Origin of the sequence: Nonomuraea sp. NPDC001636 (genome assembly GCF_040298265.1) — a bacterium.
Classification (GTDB): Bacteria; Actinomycetota; Actinomycetes; order Streptosporangiales; family Streptosporangiaceae; genus Nonomuraea.
Window position 1 is genome coordinate 214369 of the sequence record NZ_JBEOZT010000009.1, and the last position, 17239, is coordinate 231607.

At 74.0% G+C, this 17239-nt stretch carries 18 protein-coding genes; 2 read left to right on the forward strand and 16 right to left on the reverse strand.

Annotation, left to right across the window (positions count from 1 at the left end; genetic code table 11):
• Positions 1-21 precede the first annotated feature (21 nt).
• The 4 genes from ABT158_RS19680 to ABT158_RS19695 all read right to left on the reverse strand — a co-directional run bounded on the left by ABT158_RS19680 (position 22) and on the right by ABT158_RS19695 (position 4636).
• Positions 22-1611: a serine hydrolase domain-containing protein gene (locus ABT158_RS19680; protein ID WP_352355193.1), complete on the reverse strand. Its 1590-nt coding sequence runs from the start codon at positions 1609-1611 to the stop codon at positions 22-24.
• A gap of 59 nt (positions 1612-1670) precedes the next feature.
• On the reverse strand, positions 1671-2525 hold the full coding sequence (locus ABT158_RS19685) for a M55 family metallopeptidase (RefSeq protein ID WP_352355195.1): 855 nt from the start codon (positions 2523-2525) through the stop codon (positions 1671-1673).
• 2 nt (positions 2526-2527) lie between these two features.
• Entirely contained in the window at positions 2528-3961 is a 1434-nt protein-coding gene (locus tag ABT158_RS19690) for an MFS transporter (protein ID WP_352355197.1), read from the reverse strand.
• Between the two features lie 63 nt (positions 3962-4024).
• On the reverse strand, positions 4025-4636 hold the full coding sequence (locus tag ABT158_RS19695) for a TetR/AcrR family transcriptional regulator (RefSeq protein WP_352355199.1): 612 nt from the start codon (positions 4634-4636) through the stop codon (positions 4025-4027).
• A 68-nt stretch (positions 4637-4704) separates the two neighbouring features.
• Here ABT158_RS19695 and ABT158_RS19700 point away from each other — a divergent pair, with 68 nt between their 5' ends.
• Positions 4705-6036, forward strand: coding sequence for a M14 family zinc carboxypeptidase (locus ABT158_RS19700; RefSeq protein WP_352355201.1), 1332 nt, complete (start codon positions 4705-4707; stop codon positions 6034-6036).
• On the opposite strand, the gene ABT158_RS19705 is transcribed toward ABT158_RS19700, so the two are convergent.
• From ABT158_RS19705 to ABT158_RS19720, 4 genes are read right to left on the reverse strand one after another with little or no spacing between them, the layout of a single operon-like run.
• Positions 6002-6688, reverse strand: a complete 687-nt coding sequence (locus ABT158_RS19705; RefSeq protein WP_352355203.1) for an alpha/beta hydrolase family protein — start codon at positions 6686-6688, stop codon at positions 6002-6004. The two genes, ABT158_RS19700 and ABT158_RS19705, sit on opposite strands and share 35 nt — an antisense overlap.
• Before the next feature lie 2 nt (positions 6689-6690).
• Positions 6691-8028: an FAD-dependent oxidoreductase gene (locus ABT158_RS19710; protein ID WP_352355205.1), complete on the reverse strand. Its 1338-nt coding sequence runs from the start codon at positions 8026-8028 to the stop codon at positions 6691-6693.
• Positions 8025-9290 (reverse strand): kynureninase, encoded by a 1266-nt coding sequence (gene kynU / locus ABT158_RS19715; protein ID WP_352355207.1) that lies wholly within the window; start codon positions 9288-9290, stop codon positions 8025-8027. Before kynU ends, ABT158_RS19710 begins: the two co-directional genes overlap by 4 nt.
• A 14-nt stretch (positions 9291-9304) precedes the next feature.
• The gene (locus ABT158_RS19720; RefSeq protein ID WP_352355209.1) at positions 9305-10192 is read right to left on the reverse strand and encodes a tryptophan 2,3-dioxygenase; all 888 of its coding nucleotides are present in this window, start codon (positions 10190-10192) and stop codon (positions 9305-9307) included.
• Positions 10193-10337: 145 nt separating this feature from the next.
• On the opposite strand from ABT158_RS19720, the gene ABT158_RS19725 reads away from it, so the two are divergent.
• Complete coding sequence (locus tag ABT158_RS19725; protein WP_352355211.1) at positions 10338-10781, forward strand: Lrp/AsnC family transcriptional regulator; 444 nt, start codon at positions 10338-10340, stop codon at positions 10779-10781.
• Between the two features lie 10 nt (positions 10782-10791).
• Here ABT158_RS19725 and ABT158_RS19730 read toward each other — a convergent pair whose 3' ends face one another.
• From ABT158_RS19730 to ABT158_RS19765, 8 genes are read right to left on the reverse strand one after another with little or no spacing between them, the layout of a single operon-like run.
• Positions 10792-11073 (reverse strand): DUF7336 domain-containing protein, encoded by a 282-nt coding sequence (locus ABT158_RS19730; protein ID WP_352355213.1) that lies wholly within the window; start codon positions 11071-11073, stop codon positions 10792-10794.
• Positions 11074-11086: 13 nt separating this feature from the next.
• Positions 11087-12316, reverse strand: a complete 1230-nt coding sequence (locus ABT158_RS19735) for a carboxylesterase family protein (protein ID WP_352355215.1) — start codon at positions 12314-12316, stop codon at positions 11087-11089.
• The gene (locus tag ABT158_RS19740) at positions 12313-13290 is read right to left on the reverse strand and encodes an amidohydrolase family protein (RefSeq protein ID WP_352355308.1); all 978 of its coding nucleotides are present in this window, start codon (positions 13288-13290) and stop codon (positions 12313-12315) included. The genes ABT158_RS19735 and ABT158_RS19740 overlap by 4 nt, the downstream gene beginning before the upstream one ends.
• A gap of 2 nt (positions 13291-13292) precedes the next feature.
• On the reverse strand, positions 13293-13835 hold the full coding sequence (locus ABT158_RS19745; RefSeq protein ID WP_352355217.1) for a 3-hydroxyanthranilate 3,4-dioxygenase: 543 nt from the start codon (positions 13833-13835) through the stop codon (positions 13293-13295).
• The gene (locus ABT158_RS19750) at positions 13832-14257 is read right to left on the reverse strand and encodes a RidA family protein (protein ID WP_352355219.1); all 426 of its coding nucleotides are present in this window, start codon (positions 14255-14257) and stop codon (positions 13832-13834) included. Before ABT158_RS19750 ends, ABT158_RS19745 begins: the two co-directional genes overlap by 4 nt.
• Complete coding sequence (locus tag ABT158_RS19755; protein ID WP_352355220.1) at positions 14254-15000, reverse strand: 2-keto-4-pentenoate hydratase; 747 nt, start codon at positions 14998-15000, stop codon at positions 14254-14256. Before ABT158_RS19755 ends, ABT158_RS19750 begins: the two co-directional genes overlap by 4 nt.
• Complete coding sequence (locus ABT158_RS19760) at positions 14997-15794, reverse strand: 2-keto-4-pentenoate hydratase (RefSeq protein WP_352355222.1); 798 nt, start codon at positions 15792-15794, stop codon at positions 14997-14999. The genes ABT158_RS19755 and ABT158_RS19760 overlap by 4 nt, the downstream gene beginning before the upstream one ends.
• 8 nt (positions 15795-15802) lie before the next feature.
• On the reverse strand, positions 15803-17236 hold the full coding sequence (locus ABT158_RS19765) for a 2-hydroxymuconic semialdehyde dehydrogenase (RefSeq protein ID WP_352355224.1): 1434 nt from the start codon (positions 17234-17236) through the stop codon (positions 15803-15805).
• Positions 17237-17239 lie beyond the last annotated feature (3 nt).

Sequence of the window (17239 nt, forward strand, 5' to 3'; positions counted from 1 at the left end):
GTGCTGCAGGCCAACACGCCCCTAGACCAGGCCAGGGGGGACGCCGACGGGCGCGGTGCCCTCGGGCTGGGCGGCGAAGCGCAGGCCGAGCAGGCCGAAGCCGCTGAGCAGCAGGTCGCCGTCCCCGTCGAGGCGCAGGGTGAACGGGCCGGCCCGCCACGTCCCGGCGGGCGCGGGGACGACCGGGGCCTGGAAGGTCAGGCCGACGCGCAGCGTCCCCTCGTCGATGACGGCGAGCACGCCCGTCTCGTCGTTGAGCCAGGCGCCCTGCGGGGCGGGCTGCTCCCCCGGCGGGTCACACGGCTCGTACACGTGCGGCCAGCGGATCGAGCCGTCGTGGCCGAACAGCAGCCGCCCGTCCTCCGGCACGATCCAGATCCGGCCGGCCGGGACCTGCGCGTACCAGCGGCCGTCGTCGTCGAGGGCGAGTTCGAGGTCGGTGGCGCCGGTCAGGGAGATCTTGCCGCCGTGGTCGTCGCCGTGGTCGTCGCCGTGGTCGTCGGCGGCGGGTTCGAGCGTGAGCGTGGCGTCGGTCTCCGGGTCGTGCCAGTGGCCGAGCAGGGCGGGCCGCGCCGCCTCGGCGGCGGCCCGGGAGGCGGGGGCGGGGCGGGGGGCCGGGTCCTGGCCGGTGAGGGCGCGGGCCAGGCCCAGGCTGAGGCCGACGGGGTCCAGGCCGCTGTGGTTGGTCAGGACGGCCACGCCGAGGCCGGGCTCCGGCAGGTGGAGCAGGTTGCCGACGTAGCCGTGCATGCCGCCGGCGTGACCGTACCCGGCCAGCTCGCCGACGGTCAGGTGGCAGATGCCGCGGGCGTACCGCAGGACGGCGCCGTCGGCGAGCGTGGTGCGCTCCAGCAGCGCGCCGCGCACGTCGGCGCCCAGCACCCGGCCGTCGGCCAGGAAGCCGAGCCAGGGGGCGAGGTCGGCGACGCCGGTCACCAGGCCGCCGTCGCCGACCGCGCTCTCCTGCGTGTCGGCCCGCGCGCCGGCGCCGTCGTAGCCGTAGGCCATCCGCGGCAGCGGGACGGAGGCGTCGTCGCGGAAGACGGTGTCGTCCATGCCGAGCGGCTCGAAGAGCCGTTCGCGGGCGAAGTCGGCCAGCGACCGGCCGGTGAGCCGCCGGACCACGACGGCGGCCAGGACGTAGCCGGTGTTGGAGTAGGAGAAGCGGGTGCCGGGCTCGAACGTGGTCCGGCGCATGCCCGCCACGAGCTTCATCAGCCGTTCCTCGTCCATCAGGGTGAACGGGACGCCGGTGACGGCCTGCAGGCCGTACCACTCCGGCAGGCCGCCGGTGTGCCGCAGGCACTGGTCGAGCGTGACGGGCACACCGAGCCGCAGCTCGGGGACGTGCTCGCGGACGTCGTCCGACAGGCTGAGCCTGCCGTCGCGGGCCAGCAGCAGCAGGCACGCGGCGGTGAACTGCTTGCTGATGGAGGCGATGTCGAAGCGGGTGCGGGAGTCGATCGGGACGCCGAACTCGACGGAGGCCACGCCCCTCGCCGCGGTGTGCAGCACCTTGCCGTCGGCGTAGACCCCGACCGCCAGTCCCGGCCCGCCGGGGCGGAGGCCGGGAAGGGCGTCGAGCGCGCGTTCTACCTGCTCAAAATCCATCGTTCAAGTATCTGGATGTCCGGGTTCGAAACGCTTGTCCGGAGCGGCAAACCTGGGGGCTACCTGGTTGGTCTGCCGTACAGGGCCATCCTGGCGATCATGGCGTCCGCCGCCAGGTGGTAGCAGGTCGTCACGCATCCGAGCACCTCCCTCGGGGTGGTGAAGGTGGCCGCGAGCGTCTTGTCGGCGATCCGGCGCACGCCCGGCACCAGCTCGCCCAGCTCGGCGGCGGGCGTGGTGGGCATGTCGATCTCCAGCTCCAGCACGCCGGGCAGCTCGACCGGCCGCAGCTCCCCGGCCGAGCGCACGGTCTCCGCGGCCGCCTCCTTGATCAGCCGCCGCGCCTCGGACGGCGAGAGGCTGTCGGCCGCGGTGTGCCCGTGAGCGATCTTGACGGCGACCGTGCGCACCCCGGGGAACGCCTTGGCGGCGACGTCGCAGATGACGTCGTCGCCGGTGAGCAGCCCCACCGGCACGCCGACGGCGGCCGCCTGCAGGGCGTTGACCTCGGCCTCGGAGACGATCGCGCCGTTGAGCCGTACCTGGTAGAAGTGCGAGGAGAAGGTGTGGGCGAGCACGCCCGGCGAGCCGGCGGCGGCGTGGTAGCCGAGGAACATGGCCACGTCGTGCTCGGCCGAGACGCCCTCGGCCATGCAGTCGAGCTTGGGCGTGCCGAAGATCAGCCGGGCGCGCGGGTCGAGCTCCTCGTGCAGCAGGTTGTCCATGGTGCCGTGGCTGTCGTTGACCAGGACGCTGGCGGCCCCGGCCGCGAAGGCGCCCTCGGTGGCGGCGTTGGCCTCGGCGGTCATCAGGCGCTGGGCCCGCGGGTAGCCGTGGCCGGCGCGGGAGACCTGGTCCATGGTGGCGATGCCCGCCACGCCTTCCATGTCGATGGAGATGTAGACGTTCGTCATCGTCACAGGCTTTCACCGGGGCGGACGGACGGCTTCGTCGCCAGGGCAGAAACCACCTGCCCCGCTTGCGTCTTCCGCACAGTGGCCGGGATCACGAGGGCGGCGGCGACGGCCAGCAGGCCCAGCGCGGCCGACAGCAGGTACGTGTCGACGAAGCTCTGCTCGGTGGGCACCCCCGCGACGGCGCCGGAGGCCAGCACCATGGCGCCGAGCTGGGCCCCGAACGTGCCGCCGATGCTCTTGGCGACGAAGACCACGCCGCTGACCCCGGCCGCGCGCTCGCCCGGCACGTCGGCGGCCACGGCGTTGAGCCCGGCGGTGAGGCCGATGGAGGCGCCCAGCCCGATGACCGTCACCGCGGCCATGACCTGCCAGGGCGCGGAGTGCCACAGGGCCAGCCCGCCGGTCCCGGCGCAGACGAGCACGCTGCCCAGCACCAGCACCGCGCGCCGGCCCAGCAGCCTGGTCATGGGCCCGACCAGCGGCGCGATCACGGTGCCCGCGACGCCCATGGGGAACATGTAGATGCCGATCCACAGGGTGTCGGCGCCCTGGCCGTACCCGGTGCCGGCGGGCGCGGCCAGCATCATCGGCAGGGCGACGACCAGGCCGAAGGAGGCGAAGCCGAGCAGCACCCCCATGGCGGTCACCCCGGCCGGGGTGCGTCCGGCCAGCAGCCGCAGGTCCACGAGCGGGTCGGCGACGCGCAGCTCGACGACCACCCACGGGCCCAGCGTCAGCACGGCGGCGGCGAACAGGGCGAGGGTGGCCGGGGACGTCCAGCCCCAGCTGGAGACGGCGGTCAGGCCCAGCATGACCAGGGCCACGCCGCCGCCGAGCAGCAGCCCGCCCGCCCAGTCGACGCGACCGCCGGCCGCGCGCGGGGTGGACGGCACGGTGAACCAGGCCAGCAGGGCGGCCGCCGCCACGCCGGCCACGGCCAGCAGGAACAGCGACCGGTAGCCGAGGGCCGAGGTGATCGGCCCGGCCAGGATGAGACCGAGCGCGCTGGCCAGCGCGGCGACGCCGACGACCAGGCCGTTGCCGGTGGCGGCGCGCTCGGGGGTGAGGGTGTCGCGGAACAGCCCGACGGTCAGGGGCAGCACGCCCAGCCAGATGCCCTCGATCGCCATGCCGGTGATCAGCAGGGTGATGTTCGGCGCCAGGGCGGAGAGCAGGACCCCGGCGCCGCTGATCGCCATCAGCGCGAGCAGCACGCGCCGTTTGTCGTACATGTCGGCCAGGCGGCCGACGATGGGGGTGCTGATGGCCGAGCTGATCAGCGAGCCGGTGAAGATCCACGCGAGCGCGCCGGGCGAGGCCCCCAGGTCCTGCTGGACGAGCGGGAGCGCGGGCGAGAGCGTCATCTCCATGGTCTGGAGGACGCCGATGTACAACACCGGCGCGCCGATGACGCCGAAGCCGGATCTGGACATGGTTCTGCCTTTCGGGGTGGGGTGACGTGCGGCCGTGTGGTCCCCCCGAACCCCGGCCGTGATCTAGGCCGGTCCGAGCACCGTCGGCGTGATCAGCGCCAGGGCGGTCTCGACGAAGAACCGCTCGTCGGCCTCGTGGGCGCCGAGCACGACGTTCTGGCCGAGCCCGGACAGCAGCGCCTTCAGGGCGCGGGCCAGGCGCAGCGCCTGTTCCGCGGTGACGGCGGCCCCGCCGTGCTCGCGGCCGGTGAACAGCGCGGCGAGCTCGACCTCGGTCGACCTGATCGAGGTGGTGAGCCTGCGGCGCAGGTCGGGGTCGTTGAGCACGAGGTCGAGCACGCGCGTCTCGAACAACAGCCGGCCGGCCGCCTGCGGGTCGGCCGACATGCGCAGGAAGCGGCGGGCGATCTCGGCCACGACCTCCGCCAGCCGCGGGCCGAACCCCCCGGCCTCGGCCGTGCGCAGGTCGAGCGGGCCGACGTAGTCGTCGACCATGGCGGCCATCAGCCCGTTCTTGCCGCCGAACAGGGAGTAGACCGCGCCCGTGGTCAGGCCGGCCAGCTCGGTGATGTCCTCCAGCTTGGCCTTTGAGCCGTCCCTGCCGACGATCTCGCGGGCGGCCTCGATCAGCGCGCGCTTGTTGGCGGCCTTGCTTTCCGCCCTGTTCAGCCGCATGACATCTCCTGCATGCCGTAAAGATAATCTGATTTACTAGAATAATCCAGATTATCAGGAGGCCCGAAATGGACGTCGCCCCCCACCTGAGCCGCGTGCCCGACTTCACCGCGTTCCCGACGGTGGACCAGATGCACGCCGAGCTCGACGACCTCGCCGCCGCCCACCCCGACCTGGTGCGCCTGCGCCGCATCGGCACCTCCCGCCTCGGCGAGCCGCTGCGCGTGGCCACCATCGGCGCGGGCCCCCATGACGCCGTGATCATCGGCGGCCCCCACCCCAACGAGCCCATCGGCGCGCTCACCGTCAGCACGCTGCTGCGGCAGCTCGTCGAGGACGCCGCGCTGCGGGAGGACTTCGGCTTCCGCTGGCACCTCGTCCCCTGCGTCGACCCCGACGGCGCCCGGCTCAACGAGGGCTGGTACGCCCGCCCGAGCGACCGCCGCGCCTACGCCGAGCACTTCTACCGCCCGGCCGAGGCCGACCAGGTCGAATGGACCTTCCCGCTGACCGGCGAGGACTACTTCTTCGACCGCACGCTGCCGGAGACCGAGGCGCTGATGCGGCTGATGGACGAGGTCCGGCCCGCCCTCGTCTACTCCCTGCACAACGGCGAGCTCCAGGGTGCCTTCTACTACCTCAGCCGCAACGACCCCGCGCTCGCCGCCCGCCTGACCGCCATCGCCACGGCCGAGGGCCTGCCCCTGCACATGGGCCCGCCGGAGCTGCCGGGCGCCGTCCAGATCGCGCCGGCGGCCTACCTGACGCCGCGCGGCGCCGACATCGCCGCGACGTACGGCATCGGCGGCGGCAGCGTCGACTACGCCGAGCGCTTCGGCGCCCTGCACCTGATCGCCGAGCTGCCCTACTGGGCCGACCCCCGCGTCGCCGACCAGACCCCGACCGGCCAGAAGTACCACGAGACGATCCGCGACTGCCTGGCCGGGCAGCGCGAGCTGATCGGCGAGCTGGCCGCCTCGCTCGCCCGCGCCAAGGGCGACCTGACCGTGTCCTCCCCCTTCCGCCGGGCGCTGGAGGACTTCGTCGGCGCCCACGACGAGTTCATCAGCGAGTGGGAGGACCTGCCCGGCACCGACCGCCCGGCCACGGTGGCCGAGGCGGTCGGCGGCCGGCAGCTCGTGCACTCCATGCGGCTGCGGTACTGCGGCACCTACCTGCGCATGCTGGACGCCGAGCTGGCCGCGGGCAACGCGACGCCCGCCGTCCGGGCCGAGCGCGCCCGGCTCGGCGCGCGCTTCGACGAGTGGTTCGAGCAGGCCGAGGCCGACGCGCAGGGCACGCCGATCCCGCTGCGCTCGCTGGTCGCGGTGCAGCTCGGCGCGGCGCTGCTCGCGGCGGACGCCGTCAGGCGGGCAGGAGGGCGGTCAGCTCACGCCTGACCAGCGGCCAGGTACGGCTCTCCGGGTCGATGAGCACGAAGTGGCCCGCCCCCGGGACGCGCACCAGCGACGTCCCCGGGTGGGCCGCCAGGTACGACTCCGAGACCTGGACGGGGACCCGCTCGTCCGCCGTGCCGTGCACGATCACCAGCGGGCCCGTCCGGTCCGGCAGGCGTACCGGGTCCAGGCCGGGATGGTCGTCCGGCGGCCCGCCGAGGAAGTCGGCCACCGCGCCGTCGTCGAGGTCCAGCCGCGCGGCCAGCCGCAGGTCGGCGACCGGAGCCAGGGCCAGGACGGCGGTCCCGTCCGGCGCGGCGCACATGGCGAGATGACCGCCGGCCGAGTGGCCGACGACCACCGAGGGACGCAGCAGGCCGACCGCGGCCCGCAGGTCCGCGACCGCCGCCGCCGGATCTCCCGGCCTGCGGCGGTACTCGACGGCGGCCACGCCGCACCCCGCCCGGTGCAGCGCGTTGGCCATGGGCCGCAGGTGCGTCCGGTCGTACTCCGGGCGCCAGAACCCGCCGTGCACCAGCGCCACCAGGGGTCCCTCGCCCGGCCAGAGGTCGATCACCTGGTCGGCGTCGGCCCCGTACCGCAGGGTGCGGAGCGGGCCGGGCGCCGGGCGGGTCAGGACGGCACGGTTCTCCACCCTCACCTCCCGCCGGACCGGCGGGAGCCGAGCCGGGCGAGCCCGGCCGCGCCCGCCGCCAGCAGCGCGGCCCCGACCCCGGCGGCGGCCCCGGCCAGCAGCAGGTGCTGCCGCCGTACCCGCCGCCTGACCTGCGCGTACGGCACCGTGGAGAACGACACCAGCTCGTACCGCGAGACGTAGCGGCCGGGCAGCGCGCGTTCGAGGCGGTGCTCCACGCTCTTGGTCAGCCGGTGCACCGGGGAGGCGACCTTGTCGCGCATCTCGACGAAGTTGGCCAGCGCCATCTCGGCGATCGCGTCGGTGTCGTCCCTGCGCCGCAGCTCGAACAGCGGCAGCGCGCGGGACCAGTCGCCGCCGGTCTCCGTCAGGCACCGGTCGAGCACGGTCACGTCCTCGAAGCCGCTGTTGGCGCCCTGCCCGTAGAAGGGCACGATGGCGTGCGCGGCGTCGCCGATCAGGCCGACCCGGCCGTCCGTCTGCCACGGCGCGCAGCGGACGGTGCCGAGCCGGCCGACCGGGTTCTCCATGTACTCCCCCACCAGACCGGGCGCGAGGGGGGGCACGTCCGGGTAGTGGGTGCGGAAGTGGCGTTCGATCGCGGCCGGGCCGCTCAGCGAGGCGAAGCTCGACGTGCCCTCGGTCGGCCAGAACATCGTGCAGGTGAAGGAGCGGTCGGGGTTGGGCAGCGCGATCATCATCGAGGTGCCGCGCGGCCAGATGTGCAGGGCGCCGGGGTCGAAGGCGAACTCGCCGGCCACGGGCGGGATCGTCAGCTCCTTGTAGCCGTGGCCGAGGAAGTCCAGGCTCTCCCGGACGCCCCGGTGGGCCACCAGCTCGGCCCGGACGGCCGAGCCGGCCCCGTCGGCGCCGAGCACCACGCCGGCCGCCGCGCGCACCGGGCCGGCCGCGGTGTCGAACTCCATCGCGCCGGTCGCCGGGTCCAGCCCGGTCAGCCGGTGCCCGAAGAAGATCTTCACGCCGGGCGCCGACTCCGCGGCGTCCAGCAGCGTGTTGTTGAGCGCGCCGCGGCTGATGGAGTTGATCGAGCGCACCCCGTCGTGGCTGTACGGCTGAAAGTTCAGCGGCCCGTCCACCGGGTGGATCATCCGGCCGCGCATGGGCAGCGCGCCGGCCATGACCTGCTCCTCCAGGCCGATCCTGCGCAGCGCGTCCAGCCCGCGCTCGGAGATGGCCAGGTTGATCGACCGGCCGCGCTCGGCGAGCCCGGCGCGCGGGTCGGGCCGCCGTTCGTAGACGGTCACGTCGAGGCCGCGCCGGGCCAGGTAGCAGGCGAGCAGGCAGCCGGTCAGGCCCGCGCCGACCACGGTGACGTTCATCGCTCCTCCTCGACGCACTCGGCCAGCGCGACGGCGGCGCGCCAGCAGTCGTGGTAGGTCGAGTACAGGGGGGTCGGCGCCAGGCGGACGACGTCCGGCTCGCGGGCGTCGGCGATCACCCCGTGCTCGTGACGCAGCCGCCGGGTCAGCTCGGCCGCGCCGCCGCGCCCGACGCGCAGGGAGAGCTGGCAGCCCCGGCGGGCGGGGTCGCGCGGCGTGACCAGCGTGAGCGGCCTGGTGGGGGTGACCCGGTCGAGCAGGCTCTCCAGGTAGGCGGTGAGCCGTACGCTGCGGGCCCGCAGGGCGGTCATCCCGATCCGGTCGAAGACGCCGAGCGAGGTGCGCACCGGGCCCATCGCGTAGATCGGCGGGTTGGAGACCTGCCAGGCGTCGGCGCTGGCCGGCGGCCGGGAGACCGGCGCCATCTCGAACCGGGTCGCCTGCTCGGTGCTCCACCAGCCCTCCAGCCGCTGCAGCGCCGGGTCGCCCAGGTGCCGCTGGTGGACGAACACGCCGCCGAGGGCGCCGGGCCCGGAGTTGAGGTACTTGTAGGAGCACCAGGCGGCGAAGTCCGGCCCCCACGCGTGCAGCTCCAGCGGGACGTTCCCGGCGGCGTGCGCCAGGTCCCAGCCGACGGCCGCGCCGCTCGCCCGGCCGGCCGCCGTGATCGCCGGGATGTCCATCAGCTCGCCGGTCAGGTAGTTGACGCCGCCCAGCAGGACCAGCGCGACCGTGTCGCCCTCGCGGTCCAGGAAGTCCAGCACCTCCCGGCCGTCGCGCAGCCGGACCACCGTCTCGTCCGGGTCGAGGCCGTGCAGGCGGGCCTGGCTGCGCACGGCGTAGCTGTCGGAGGGGAACGCGGTGTCCTCGATGAGGATCCGGGTCCGCGTGCCGCGCGGCCGGTAGAACGAGACCATCAGCAGGTGCAGGTTGACCGTCAGCGAGTTCATCACCACGGTCTCCTCGGGCAGCGCGCCGACCAGCCGGGCGGCCGGGCCGGTGAGCCGCTCGTGGTAGGGCAGCCACGGACGGGCCCCCTCCAGATGTCCCTCCACGCCGAGCCGGGCCCATGCCGCAAGGTCCTCGGCCAGCTCCGCCGCGGTCGCCCGGGGCTGGAGCCCCAGGGAGTTGCCGGCGAAATAGGCGCACTCGGGGTGGCCGCCGCCGTCGGCGGGCGGGATCAGGAAAAGCTCGCGGTGGCCCGGGTCGTCGCGGTCGCGGCGCAGGGCGTCCTGCTCGGCGGGCTTCCAGTCGTCGATCACGTGTCGTCCGTCCTTCACATGTGGGTCCGGGCGGACCACAGCTCGGGGAAGACCACCCGCGCCATGCTGCGTTCCAGCCAGGCCAGGCCGTTGGAGCCGCCGCTGCCGGGCTTGGCGCCCATCGACCGGCGGACCGCCGTCACGTGCTGGTAGCGCCAGTCGCCGAACTGCTCGGCCACGTCGGTCAGCGCCTCGCCGAGCAGCCGCGGCGCGTTGCCGGGGCCGGTGTCGCGGTACACCTCGACCCAGGCCCGCTCGACGGCCGGGTGCGGCTCGTGCTCGACGGCGAAGTCGCGTTCCAGCAGCTCGCGGGGGAGGTCGTGGCCGAGGCGGGCCAGCAGGGCGATGGCGTCGTCCCACAGGCTCGGCGACTCCAGGGTGGTGAGCAGGTCGCGGTGGGTGCGGTCCTGGCGTCTGAACGGGCGCAGCAGGGCCGGGTTCTTCAGCCCCAGCAGGAACTCCACGTGCCGGTACATCGCCGACTGCAGGCCGCTGGCCTCGCCGAGCTCGTCCCGGAAGCGGTTGAAGTCGGCGGGGGTCATCCAGCGCAGGCCGCGCCAGCTCGCGTTCAGGCCCTCCAGGTGCAGCGCCGTACGGCGGAGCGGGTCCAGCGCGGCCCACACGTCGTCGGCCCGCAGCCGCTCCTGCGCGTTGCGCAGCTCGAAGGCAATGAGCTTGAAGTACAGCTCCATCACCTGAGTGATCATCAGGAACGACATCTCGCCCGCGTCGTCGCTCATCGGGTGCTGCAGCCCGTGCAGCACGTCGGTGCGGACGTAGGCGTCGTAGGGGGTGCGGGTCTCGAAGTCCAGGGTGGGGGCTCCGCCCGTCGCCCTGGCTCTTGCGGCGCGTTCCTCCGCCGTGGTCGGCCGCACTGCTGCTAACTGTCGCGTCGCGTCCACGCGCTTGCCCTTCTCTTAGCCTTGCTGTCCCCATGATGGCGTCGGGATGATGGAGAAGGAATGCCACATGGAAGGCTATATCGCCATATAGGCTTATGTTTCGGTATAAATCATGATTTGGGGCTTACGAACGGAAGGCGCGATCGTGGACGAGACCGACTGGGAGTTGCTGCGCGAACTCCAGGACAACGCCCGGCTCTCCCTCAAGGAGCTGTCCCGCCGGATCCACCTGTCCGCGCCCTCGGTGGCCGACCGCGTACGGAAGCTGGAGGAGTCGGGCGTCATCACCGGCTACCACGCGACGGTGGACCCGGTGCGGGCCGGCTGGCCGGTCTCGGCCTTCATCCGCATGTCCTGCTACGGCACCCGCTGCGTGCTGCGCGACCCCGAGGTGGCCGGCTGGCCGGAGGTCCGCGAGATCCACCGGGTCACCGGCGACGTGTGCAGCATCCTGCGGATCGTGGCCGTCTCCATGGTCGCCTTCGAGGACCTGATCGACCGGCTGGCGGTCTACGGCCCGCCCTCCAGCACCATGATCCTCTCCACCCCGCTCCCCGGCCACCCCCTCACCTCCCCCGACGGCCCGTGAACCAGCCACCTCAGCACCCGCTCACGAACCCCTCGGGCCAGGCGTCCGCGTCGAGCTCGACCTCGCCGTACCAGAAGCAGTCGGGCTCGTCGCGGAAGCCGGGCAGCGCCCGCGCCGACGCGATGCGCCGCCGGGCCCGCTCCTCGCTGGAGTAGACCCCCAGCAGCTTGACGTCGTCGCCCCGGTCCTCCTGGGCCGAGAAGTCGGCGCCGGGGAAATGCACGACGTTCCCGTTCTCGTCCTGTGCGACGTGGTGGACGTGCCACAGCATGTAGACGCGCGAAGCGGGCATTTCGAGACCTCCGTCAGTGAGCGGGCCGACCTCGGAGACGAGTCGTCGACGAGGTGATCCACGGGCCTGTGCCGTCGTGGCAGAAGTGGGCGAAGGTGGTGCTCATCGCGTGGGACAGGGCGTCCACCTGGGGGCCCGTGCCGGTCAGGGGTGTTCCGTGGGTGCCGAGGTAGAGGGGGACGTCCGCCAGGTGGCAGGCGCCCAGGGCGATGCCGGCGTGGCTCATGGGCGAGCGGTGCCCGCAGACGTGGTGCCCGGCGGGGCCGTGATGGGCGTCGGCGAGCTCCTGGGCGGGCCCGGCGAAGAGCTCGCCGGTGTCCAGGCCGTCCTGGCCGATCGCGGTGAACAGGCGGGTCTCCTCGGCCGTCGTCGTTATCAGCAGCGGGACGCGCGCGGCGGCCCCCGTCCGGACGGCCTCCACCGGGTGGACGGCCAGCAGCTCGCCGTCCACGACGGGCGCGGCGGGCAGCAGCCCCGCGGCCGGGGCGCAGGCGCGTACGGCGGCCTCCTCGGCAGCCAGCAGCCCGGCGAGCGGCACGGCGTACGGGTCGCCGTCCAGGGCGGCACGTGCCGCCGAGGTCCAGTCGGCGGCCTCGGCGGGCGTGCGGAACCCGTACGGGACGGGGCTCATCGCCGCAGCCCGGGCGAACAGGCCGGGCGCGCACGTCATCAGGGCCAGCACGCAGGTGCCGCCCGCCGAGTGCCCGGCCAGGGTGACGTTCGCCGGGTCGCCGCCGAAGGCCGCGATGTTGCCGCGCACCCACTCCAGGGCGGCGATCTGGTCGCGCAGCGCCAGGTTGGCCGGCACGCCGTCGCCGTGCCAGAAGCCCGGCAGGCCGAGCCGGTAGTTGACGGTCACCACGACCAGGCCGTGGTCGCGGGCGAGCGCGGTGCCGTCGTACATCGCCTGGGCGCCGGAGCCGAAGACGAACGCGCCGCCGTGCAGGAACACCAGCACCGGGCGGCGCCCCTCGGCGGAGGGCGTCCAGACGTTGAGGAACAGGCAGTCCTCGGCCGACGTGGCCGGGTCGATCTCCAGGCCCGGCACCCAGGCCATGCGGCCGGGCCGCTGCGGGGCGGGCGGGCCGGGGGTGCGGGCGTCCGCGACGCCCCGCCAGGGGCGCGCGGGCTCCGGCGCGGCCAGGCGGCGGGCGGGCGCGGCGTAGCGCACGCCCTTGAACGTGCTCACGCCGCCGGCCCGGACGCCGCGCAACGCCCCGAGCGGCGTCTCGGCGACCGTCATCCCCCGAGCCCCAGGAAGGCGGCGGCGTTGCCGCCCAGGACGGCGGCACGGCCCTGCTCGTCCAGCTCGGCGCAGGCGCGCACGACCGCGCCCGGCTCCTGCTCCCCCAGCGGGAACGGGAAGTCGGTGCCGAGCATGACGCGCTCGGCCCCCATCACCTCGACCAGCAGCCGCAGGGCGCGCGGGTCGAACACGGCGGAGTCCACGTAGAAGCGGTCGGTGTAGGCCGACGGCGGCCTGGGCGAGTGCTCGCGGACGATGTCGCGCTGGTGCCAGGCGTTGTCGGCCCGGCCCAGCAGGTAGGCGAAGCTGCCGCCGCCGTGGCAGAAGCACAGCCGCAGCGAGCCCGGCAGCCGCTCGAACGCCCCGGACAACATCAGCGACAGGATGCCGAGGTGGGTCTCGGCCGCCATGCCGACCAGCCACGGCAGCATGTGGCCGCGCATGCGGTCGGCGCCGAGCATGTCCCAGGGGTGGACGAGCACCGGCATGTCCTGCTCGGCGCAGTGCGCGAGGAAGGCGACGATGTCGGGGTCGTCCAGGTTGCGCGGGCCGACGTGGTTGCCGATGTGCACCCCGCGGTGACCGGCGGCCTTGGCCTCGGTGACGGTCTTCGCGGCCAGGGCGGCGTCCTGCAAGGGCACCTGGCACAGCGGCAGCAGCCGGTCGGGGGCCTGCGCGCAGTGGTCTAGCACGCGGTCGTTGACCATGGCGCACCAATCGGCGGCGCGGGCCGGGTCGGCCGCGTAGCCGAACAGCAGCGGGGTCGAGGAGACCGCCTGCACGGCCACCCCGGTGCGGTCCATGGCGGCCACGCGGGCGCCGGCGTCCCACAGCTCAGGCGTGACGGGGCGGTAGTCGTCCTCGCCGCTCATCATCATGCCGTCGCGCAGCCACGGCTCGCCGGCCCCGGCGAGCGTCCTGGCCTCCTCGCGGGAGATCCGCGGGAAGACGTGCGCGTGCACGTCGATCATGGTCACCGGACCACCGGCCGCAGATGGTCCGGCCAGTCCTTGCCGGGGTGCTCGGCGCCGCAGTGGGGGCAGGTGCGGTCGCCCTCGTGGAAGTCGCGGAAGACCGGCGGCAGGTCGTCCACGATCGACTGGAGCTGCACCTCGGCGCGGTGGACCAGGCGGTGGCAGTTGACGCAGTACCACTCGAAGGCGTCCAGCGCGCCCTGCGGGCGGGCGAACTCCACGACCAGGCCGATCGAGCCGGGCACCGGCCGCTGCGGCGAGTGCCGCACGTGCGGCGGCAGCAGGAAGACGTCGCCCTCGCCGATCTGCACGTCCACCGGCGGCTTGCCCTCCTCCTCCATGACCCGCAGCACCATGCCGCCCCGCAGCTGGTAGAAGAACTCCTCGATCGGGTCGTCGTGGAAGTCGGTGCGCTGGTTGGGGCCGCCCACGATCGTCACCATGAGGTCGGCGTCCTTCCAGATCTGCGCGTTGCCGACCGGCGGCTTGAGCAGGTCCTGGTGCTCGTCGATCCACTTGTTCAGGTTGAAGGGGGGGATCATGCCTGGCTCCTTTGCGGGACGAGGGCGATGCAGGAGATCTCGATCAGCAGGTGCGGGTGCGGGAGCTGGTGGACGGCGACCGTGGTGCGGGCGGGGCCGCTCTCGTCGAAGTACTCGCCGTAGACCTCGTTGTAGCCGCCGAAGTCGTTCATGCTGACCAGGTACGCGGTCACGTTCACGACGTCGTCCAGGCCGCCTCCGGCGGCGGCGAGCAGGTCGGCGATGTTCTCGATCACCGCCCTGGTCTGCTCGCGGATGTCGAGGCTGGTGGTGCCCAGCTCGTCCGCGCTCGCCCCGGCGAAGGAGCCGTCGGGGCGGCGGGAGCTGGTGCCCGACACGAACACGAAGTCGCCGGCCCGCTTGACGTGCGGGAACCGGCCGCGGGGCCGGGCCTTGCCCTCGACCAGCAGCGCGTCACTCATCGGGTGGTCACCTCCACGTGTCCGAGGCCGGCGGCGCCGACGCGTACGTGCGCCCCGGCGGGCAGCGGCACCGCCGCCGTGGCCGCGCCGGCCAGGACAATCCAGCCGGCCTCCATCTCGATCCCGGCGGCCCTGGTCAGCCGGGCGGCGGCGGTCAGCGCGCGCAGCGGGTGGCCGAGGATGGCCGCCGACGAGCCGCCGGCGACCTGGCGGCCGTCGATCTCCATGACCAGGCCGAGGTTGCCGATGTCGCCGGCGTCCCGCGGACGGCGCCAGGGGCCGACGCCGAAGCCGCTGGCCGAGGCGTTGTCGGCGATGACGTCGGGCAGGGTGAAGCTGAAGCCCTCGTAGCGGGAGTCGAGCACCTCGTACCCGACCGCGACGCCGCCGACGGCCGAGGCCACGTCGGCCGTGCCGCGCACCGGGCGGTCCAGCAGGAACGCGATCTCCGGCTCGATCCGCGGGTGGATCAGGCCGGAGGTGTCCAGCCGGGACTCCACCAGCATGGCGTCGGTGAGCAGGCCCCAGATGACGTCGTCCACGCCCATCTGGGCCATCTTGGCGCGGCTGGTGAAGCCCATCTTGACGCCGACGATCCGCTCGCCGCGGGCCAGCCGCCGCTCGATCAGGGCGCGCTGCACCTCGTAGGCGGCGGGCACGTCGAGGTCGGCCGTGTCGGTCAGGCGGGGGATGGCGCGGCCGGTCAGGGTGGCCTCGTCCAGGCGGTCGGCGAGCGCGTTCACCGCTCCTCCTTCTCGTCGTCGGCGGCGAAGGCGGCGCGGACGTCGCCCAGCCCGTCGATGCGGGCCTCCAGCACGTCGCCCGGACTCACCGGGACGACCGGGCCGAGCGCCCCGGTCAGCACGGTGTCGCCCGCCCGGAGCGGACGGCCGAGCGCGGCCAGCGTGTCGGCCAGCCAGACCGCGGCGTGCAGCGGGTGGCCCAGGCAGGCCGCGCCGACGCCGGTCGAGACCTGCTCGCCGCGCCGTTCGATGACCATCCCGGCCAGCCGCAGGTCCACGTCGCGCAGCGGGACCGGGCGGTTGCCGAGCACGTACAGGCCGGAGGAGGCGTTGTCGGCGACGGTGTCGGCCAGGGTGATGTCCCAGTCGCGGATGCGGCTGCCGACGACCTCGATCGCGGGCAGCGCGAACGCCGTCGCGGCGATCACGTCGGCGACCGTGTGGCGCTCGTGCGGCAGGTCGCGGTCGAGCACGAGCGCGACCTCGGCCTCGGCGCGCGGCTGGAGCACCGCGCCGGCCGGGATCTCCGCTCCGTCGGGCACCGCCATGTCGGCGAACAGCACGCCGAAGTCGGGCGAGCCGACGCCGAGCTGCCGCTGCACGGCCTCGCTGGTCAGCCCGACCTTCCGGCCGGTGATCCGCCTGCCCTCGCCGAGCCAGTGCTCGGTGAGCAGGCTCTGCACCGCGTAGGCCGCCTCCAGGCCGTCGACCAGGTCGCGGACCGGCTCGCACGGGCGGCCGGACGCGTACGCCTCCAGCAGCCGCGCGGCGGCGGCGCGATGGTTGTCTGTCACTTCTGTCCTCATATCTTGACGCACACGTTGACCGGCTCGGAGAAGAAGTCGAGCGAGTACTCGCCGCCCTCCCGCCCGATGCCGGAGGCCTTCACGCCGCCGAACGGGGTGCGCAGGTCGCGCAGGTTCCAGCAGTTGACCCAGACGATGCCGGCCTGGATCCGGGGTGCCACGCGGTGGGCGCGCGACAGGTCGGTGGTCCACACGGTGGCGGCCAGGCCGTACGGGCTGTCGTTGGCCAGCCGGACGGCCTCGTCCTCGTCGTCGAAGGGGGCGACGTGGCAGATGGGGCCGAAGACCTCCTCGCGCACGGTCCTGGCGTGCGGCGGCAGGCCGGTGATCACGGTGGGCTCGACGTGGAAGCCGCCGTCGCGGGCGTCGCCGAACTCCGGCACGCCTCCTCCGGCCAGCACCGTCGCGCCCTCCTCGACGGCGAGGCGGTAGTAGGACAGCACCTTGTCGCGGTGCTGGGCCGAGATCATCGGCCCGTAGCCGCGCAGGCCCCTGGCCCGCTCGGCCAGCGCCCGGGTGAACTCCTCGAAGATCGGGCGCTGGACGTAGACGCGCTCGGTGCACAGGCAGATCTGGCCGGAGTGGGTGAAGCTGGAGCGGATCGTGCCCTCGACGGCCTCCTCCAGGTCGGCGTCGGCGAAGACCAGGGCCGGGTTCTTGCCGCCGAGCTCGAAGGAGACCGGGGTGACGTGCGCGGCGGCGTTGCGCATGATGGCGCTGCCGGTGGCCGAGGCGCCGGTGAAGGCGATGGCGTCCACGCCGGGGTGCGCGGTCAGGTGCTCGCCGGCCGCCCCCGCGCCGTGGCCGTGGACCAGGTTGAACGCGCCGGCCGGCAGGCCCGCCGCGTCGATCACCTCGGCCAGCAGGGTGGCGGTGGAGGGGGTCTCCTCCGACGGCTTGGCCACGACGGCGTTGCCCGCGGCCAGGGCAGGCGCGACCTTCCAGGTGAGCAGCAGCAGCGGCAGGTTCCACGGCGAGATGACGGCGACCACGCCGAGCGGGCGGCGCACGGTGTAGTTGAGCGCCTGCCCGATGCCGCTCCAGGCCGGGACGCTGGTGTTGTAGGCCCGTTCGGGACGGCCGTAGGCGAGGTCGGCGTAGGCGCGGAAGTTGCCGGCGGCGCGCGGGATGTCCACCGTCGCGGCCAGCTCGCGCGGCTTGCCGGTGTCGGCGGCCTCGGCCTCGACGAACTCCTCGAACCTGGCCTCGATCCCGTCGGCGATCCGGCGCAGGTACGCGCACCGCTCCTCGGTGGAGGTGGCTCCCCAGGGGCCGTCGAGGGCGGCGCGGGCGGCCCGGACCGCCTCGTCGACGGTCTCGCGGGACGCCTCGGGGACGGCTCCGACGGTGCGGCCGTCGACGGGCGAGATGAGGGGGAAGTCCGTCCCCGCCGTCGTGAAGACGCCGTTGACGTAGTGCGCGGGCTTCATGGT

Bases quoted from the DNA above. Each gene is read 5' to 3' on its own strand.
- ABT158_RS19680 (WP_352355193.1), bottom strand. From the start codon at position 1,611: ATGGATTTTGAGCAGGTAGAACGCGCGCTCGACGCCCTTCCCGGCCTC.
- ABT158_RS19685 (WP_352355195.1), bottom strand. From the start codon at position 2,525: ATGACGAACGTCTACATCTCCATCGACATGGAAGGCGTGGCGGGCATC.
- ABT158_RS19690 (WP_352355197.1), bottom strand. From the start codon at position 3,961: ATGTCCAGATCCGGCTTCGGCGTCATCGGCGCGCCGGTGTTGTACATC.
- ABT158_RS19695 (WP_352355199.1), bottom strand. From the start codon at position 4,636: ATGCGGCTGAACAGGGCGGAAAGCAAGGCCGCCAACAAGCGCGCGCTG.
- ABT158_RS19700 (WP_352355201.1), top strand. From the start codon at position 4,705: ATGGACGTCGCCCCCCACCTGAGCCGCGTGCCCGACTTCACCGCGTTC.
- ABT158_RS19710 (WP_352355205.1), bottom strand. From the start codon at position 8,028: ATGAACGTCACCGTGGTCGGCGCGGGCCTGACCGGCTGCCTGCTCGCC.
- ABT158_RS19730 (WP_352355213.1), bottom strand. From the start codon at position 11,073: ATGCCCGCTTCGCGCGTCTACATGCTGTGGCACGTCCACCACGTCGCA.
- ABT158_RS19735 (WP_352355215.1), bottom strand. From the start codon at position 12,316: ATGACGGTCGCCGAGACGCCGCTCGGGGCGTTGCGCGGCGTCCGGGCC.
- ABT158_RS19740 (WP_352355308.1), bottom strand. From the start codon at position 13,290: ATGATCGACGTGCACGCGCACGTCTTCCCGCGGATCTCCCGCGAGGAG.
- ABT158_RS19745 (WP_352355217.1), bottom strand. From the start codon at position 13,835: ATGATCCCCCCCTTCAACCTGAACAAGTGGATCGACGAGCACCAGGAC.
- ABT158_RS19750 (WP_352355219.1), bottom strand. From the start codon at position 14,257: ATGAGTGACGCGCTGCTGGTCGAGGGCAAGGCCCGGCCCCGCGGCCGG.
- ABT158_RS19765 (WP_352355224.1), bottom strand. From the start codon at position 17,236: ATGAAGCCCGCGCACTACGTCAACGGCGTCTTCACGACGGCGGGGACG.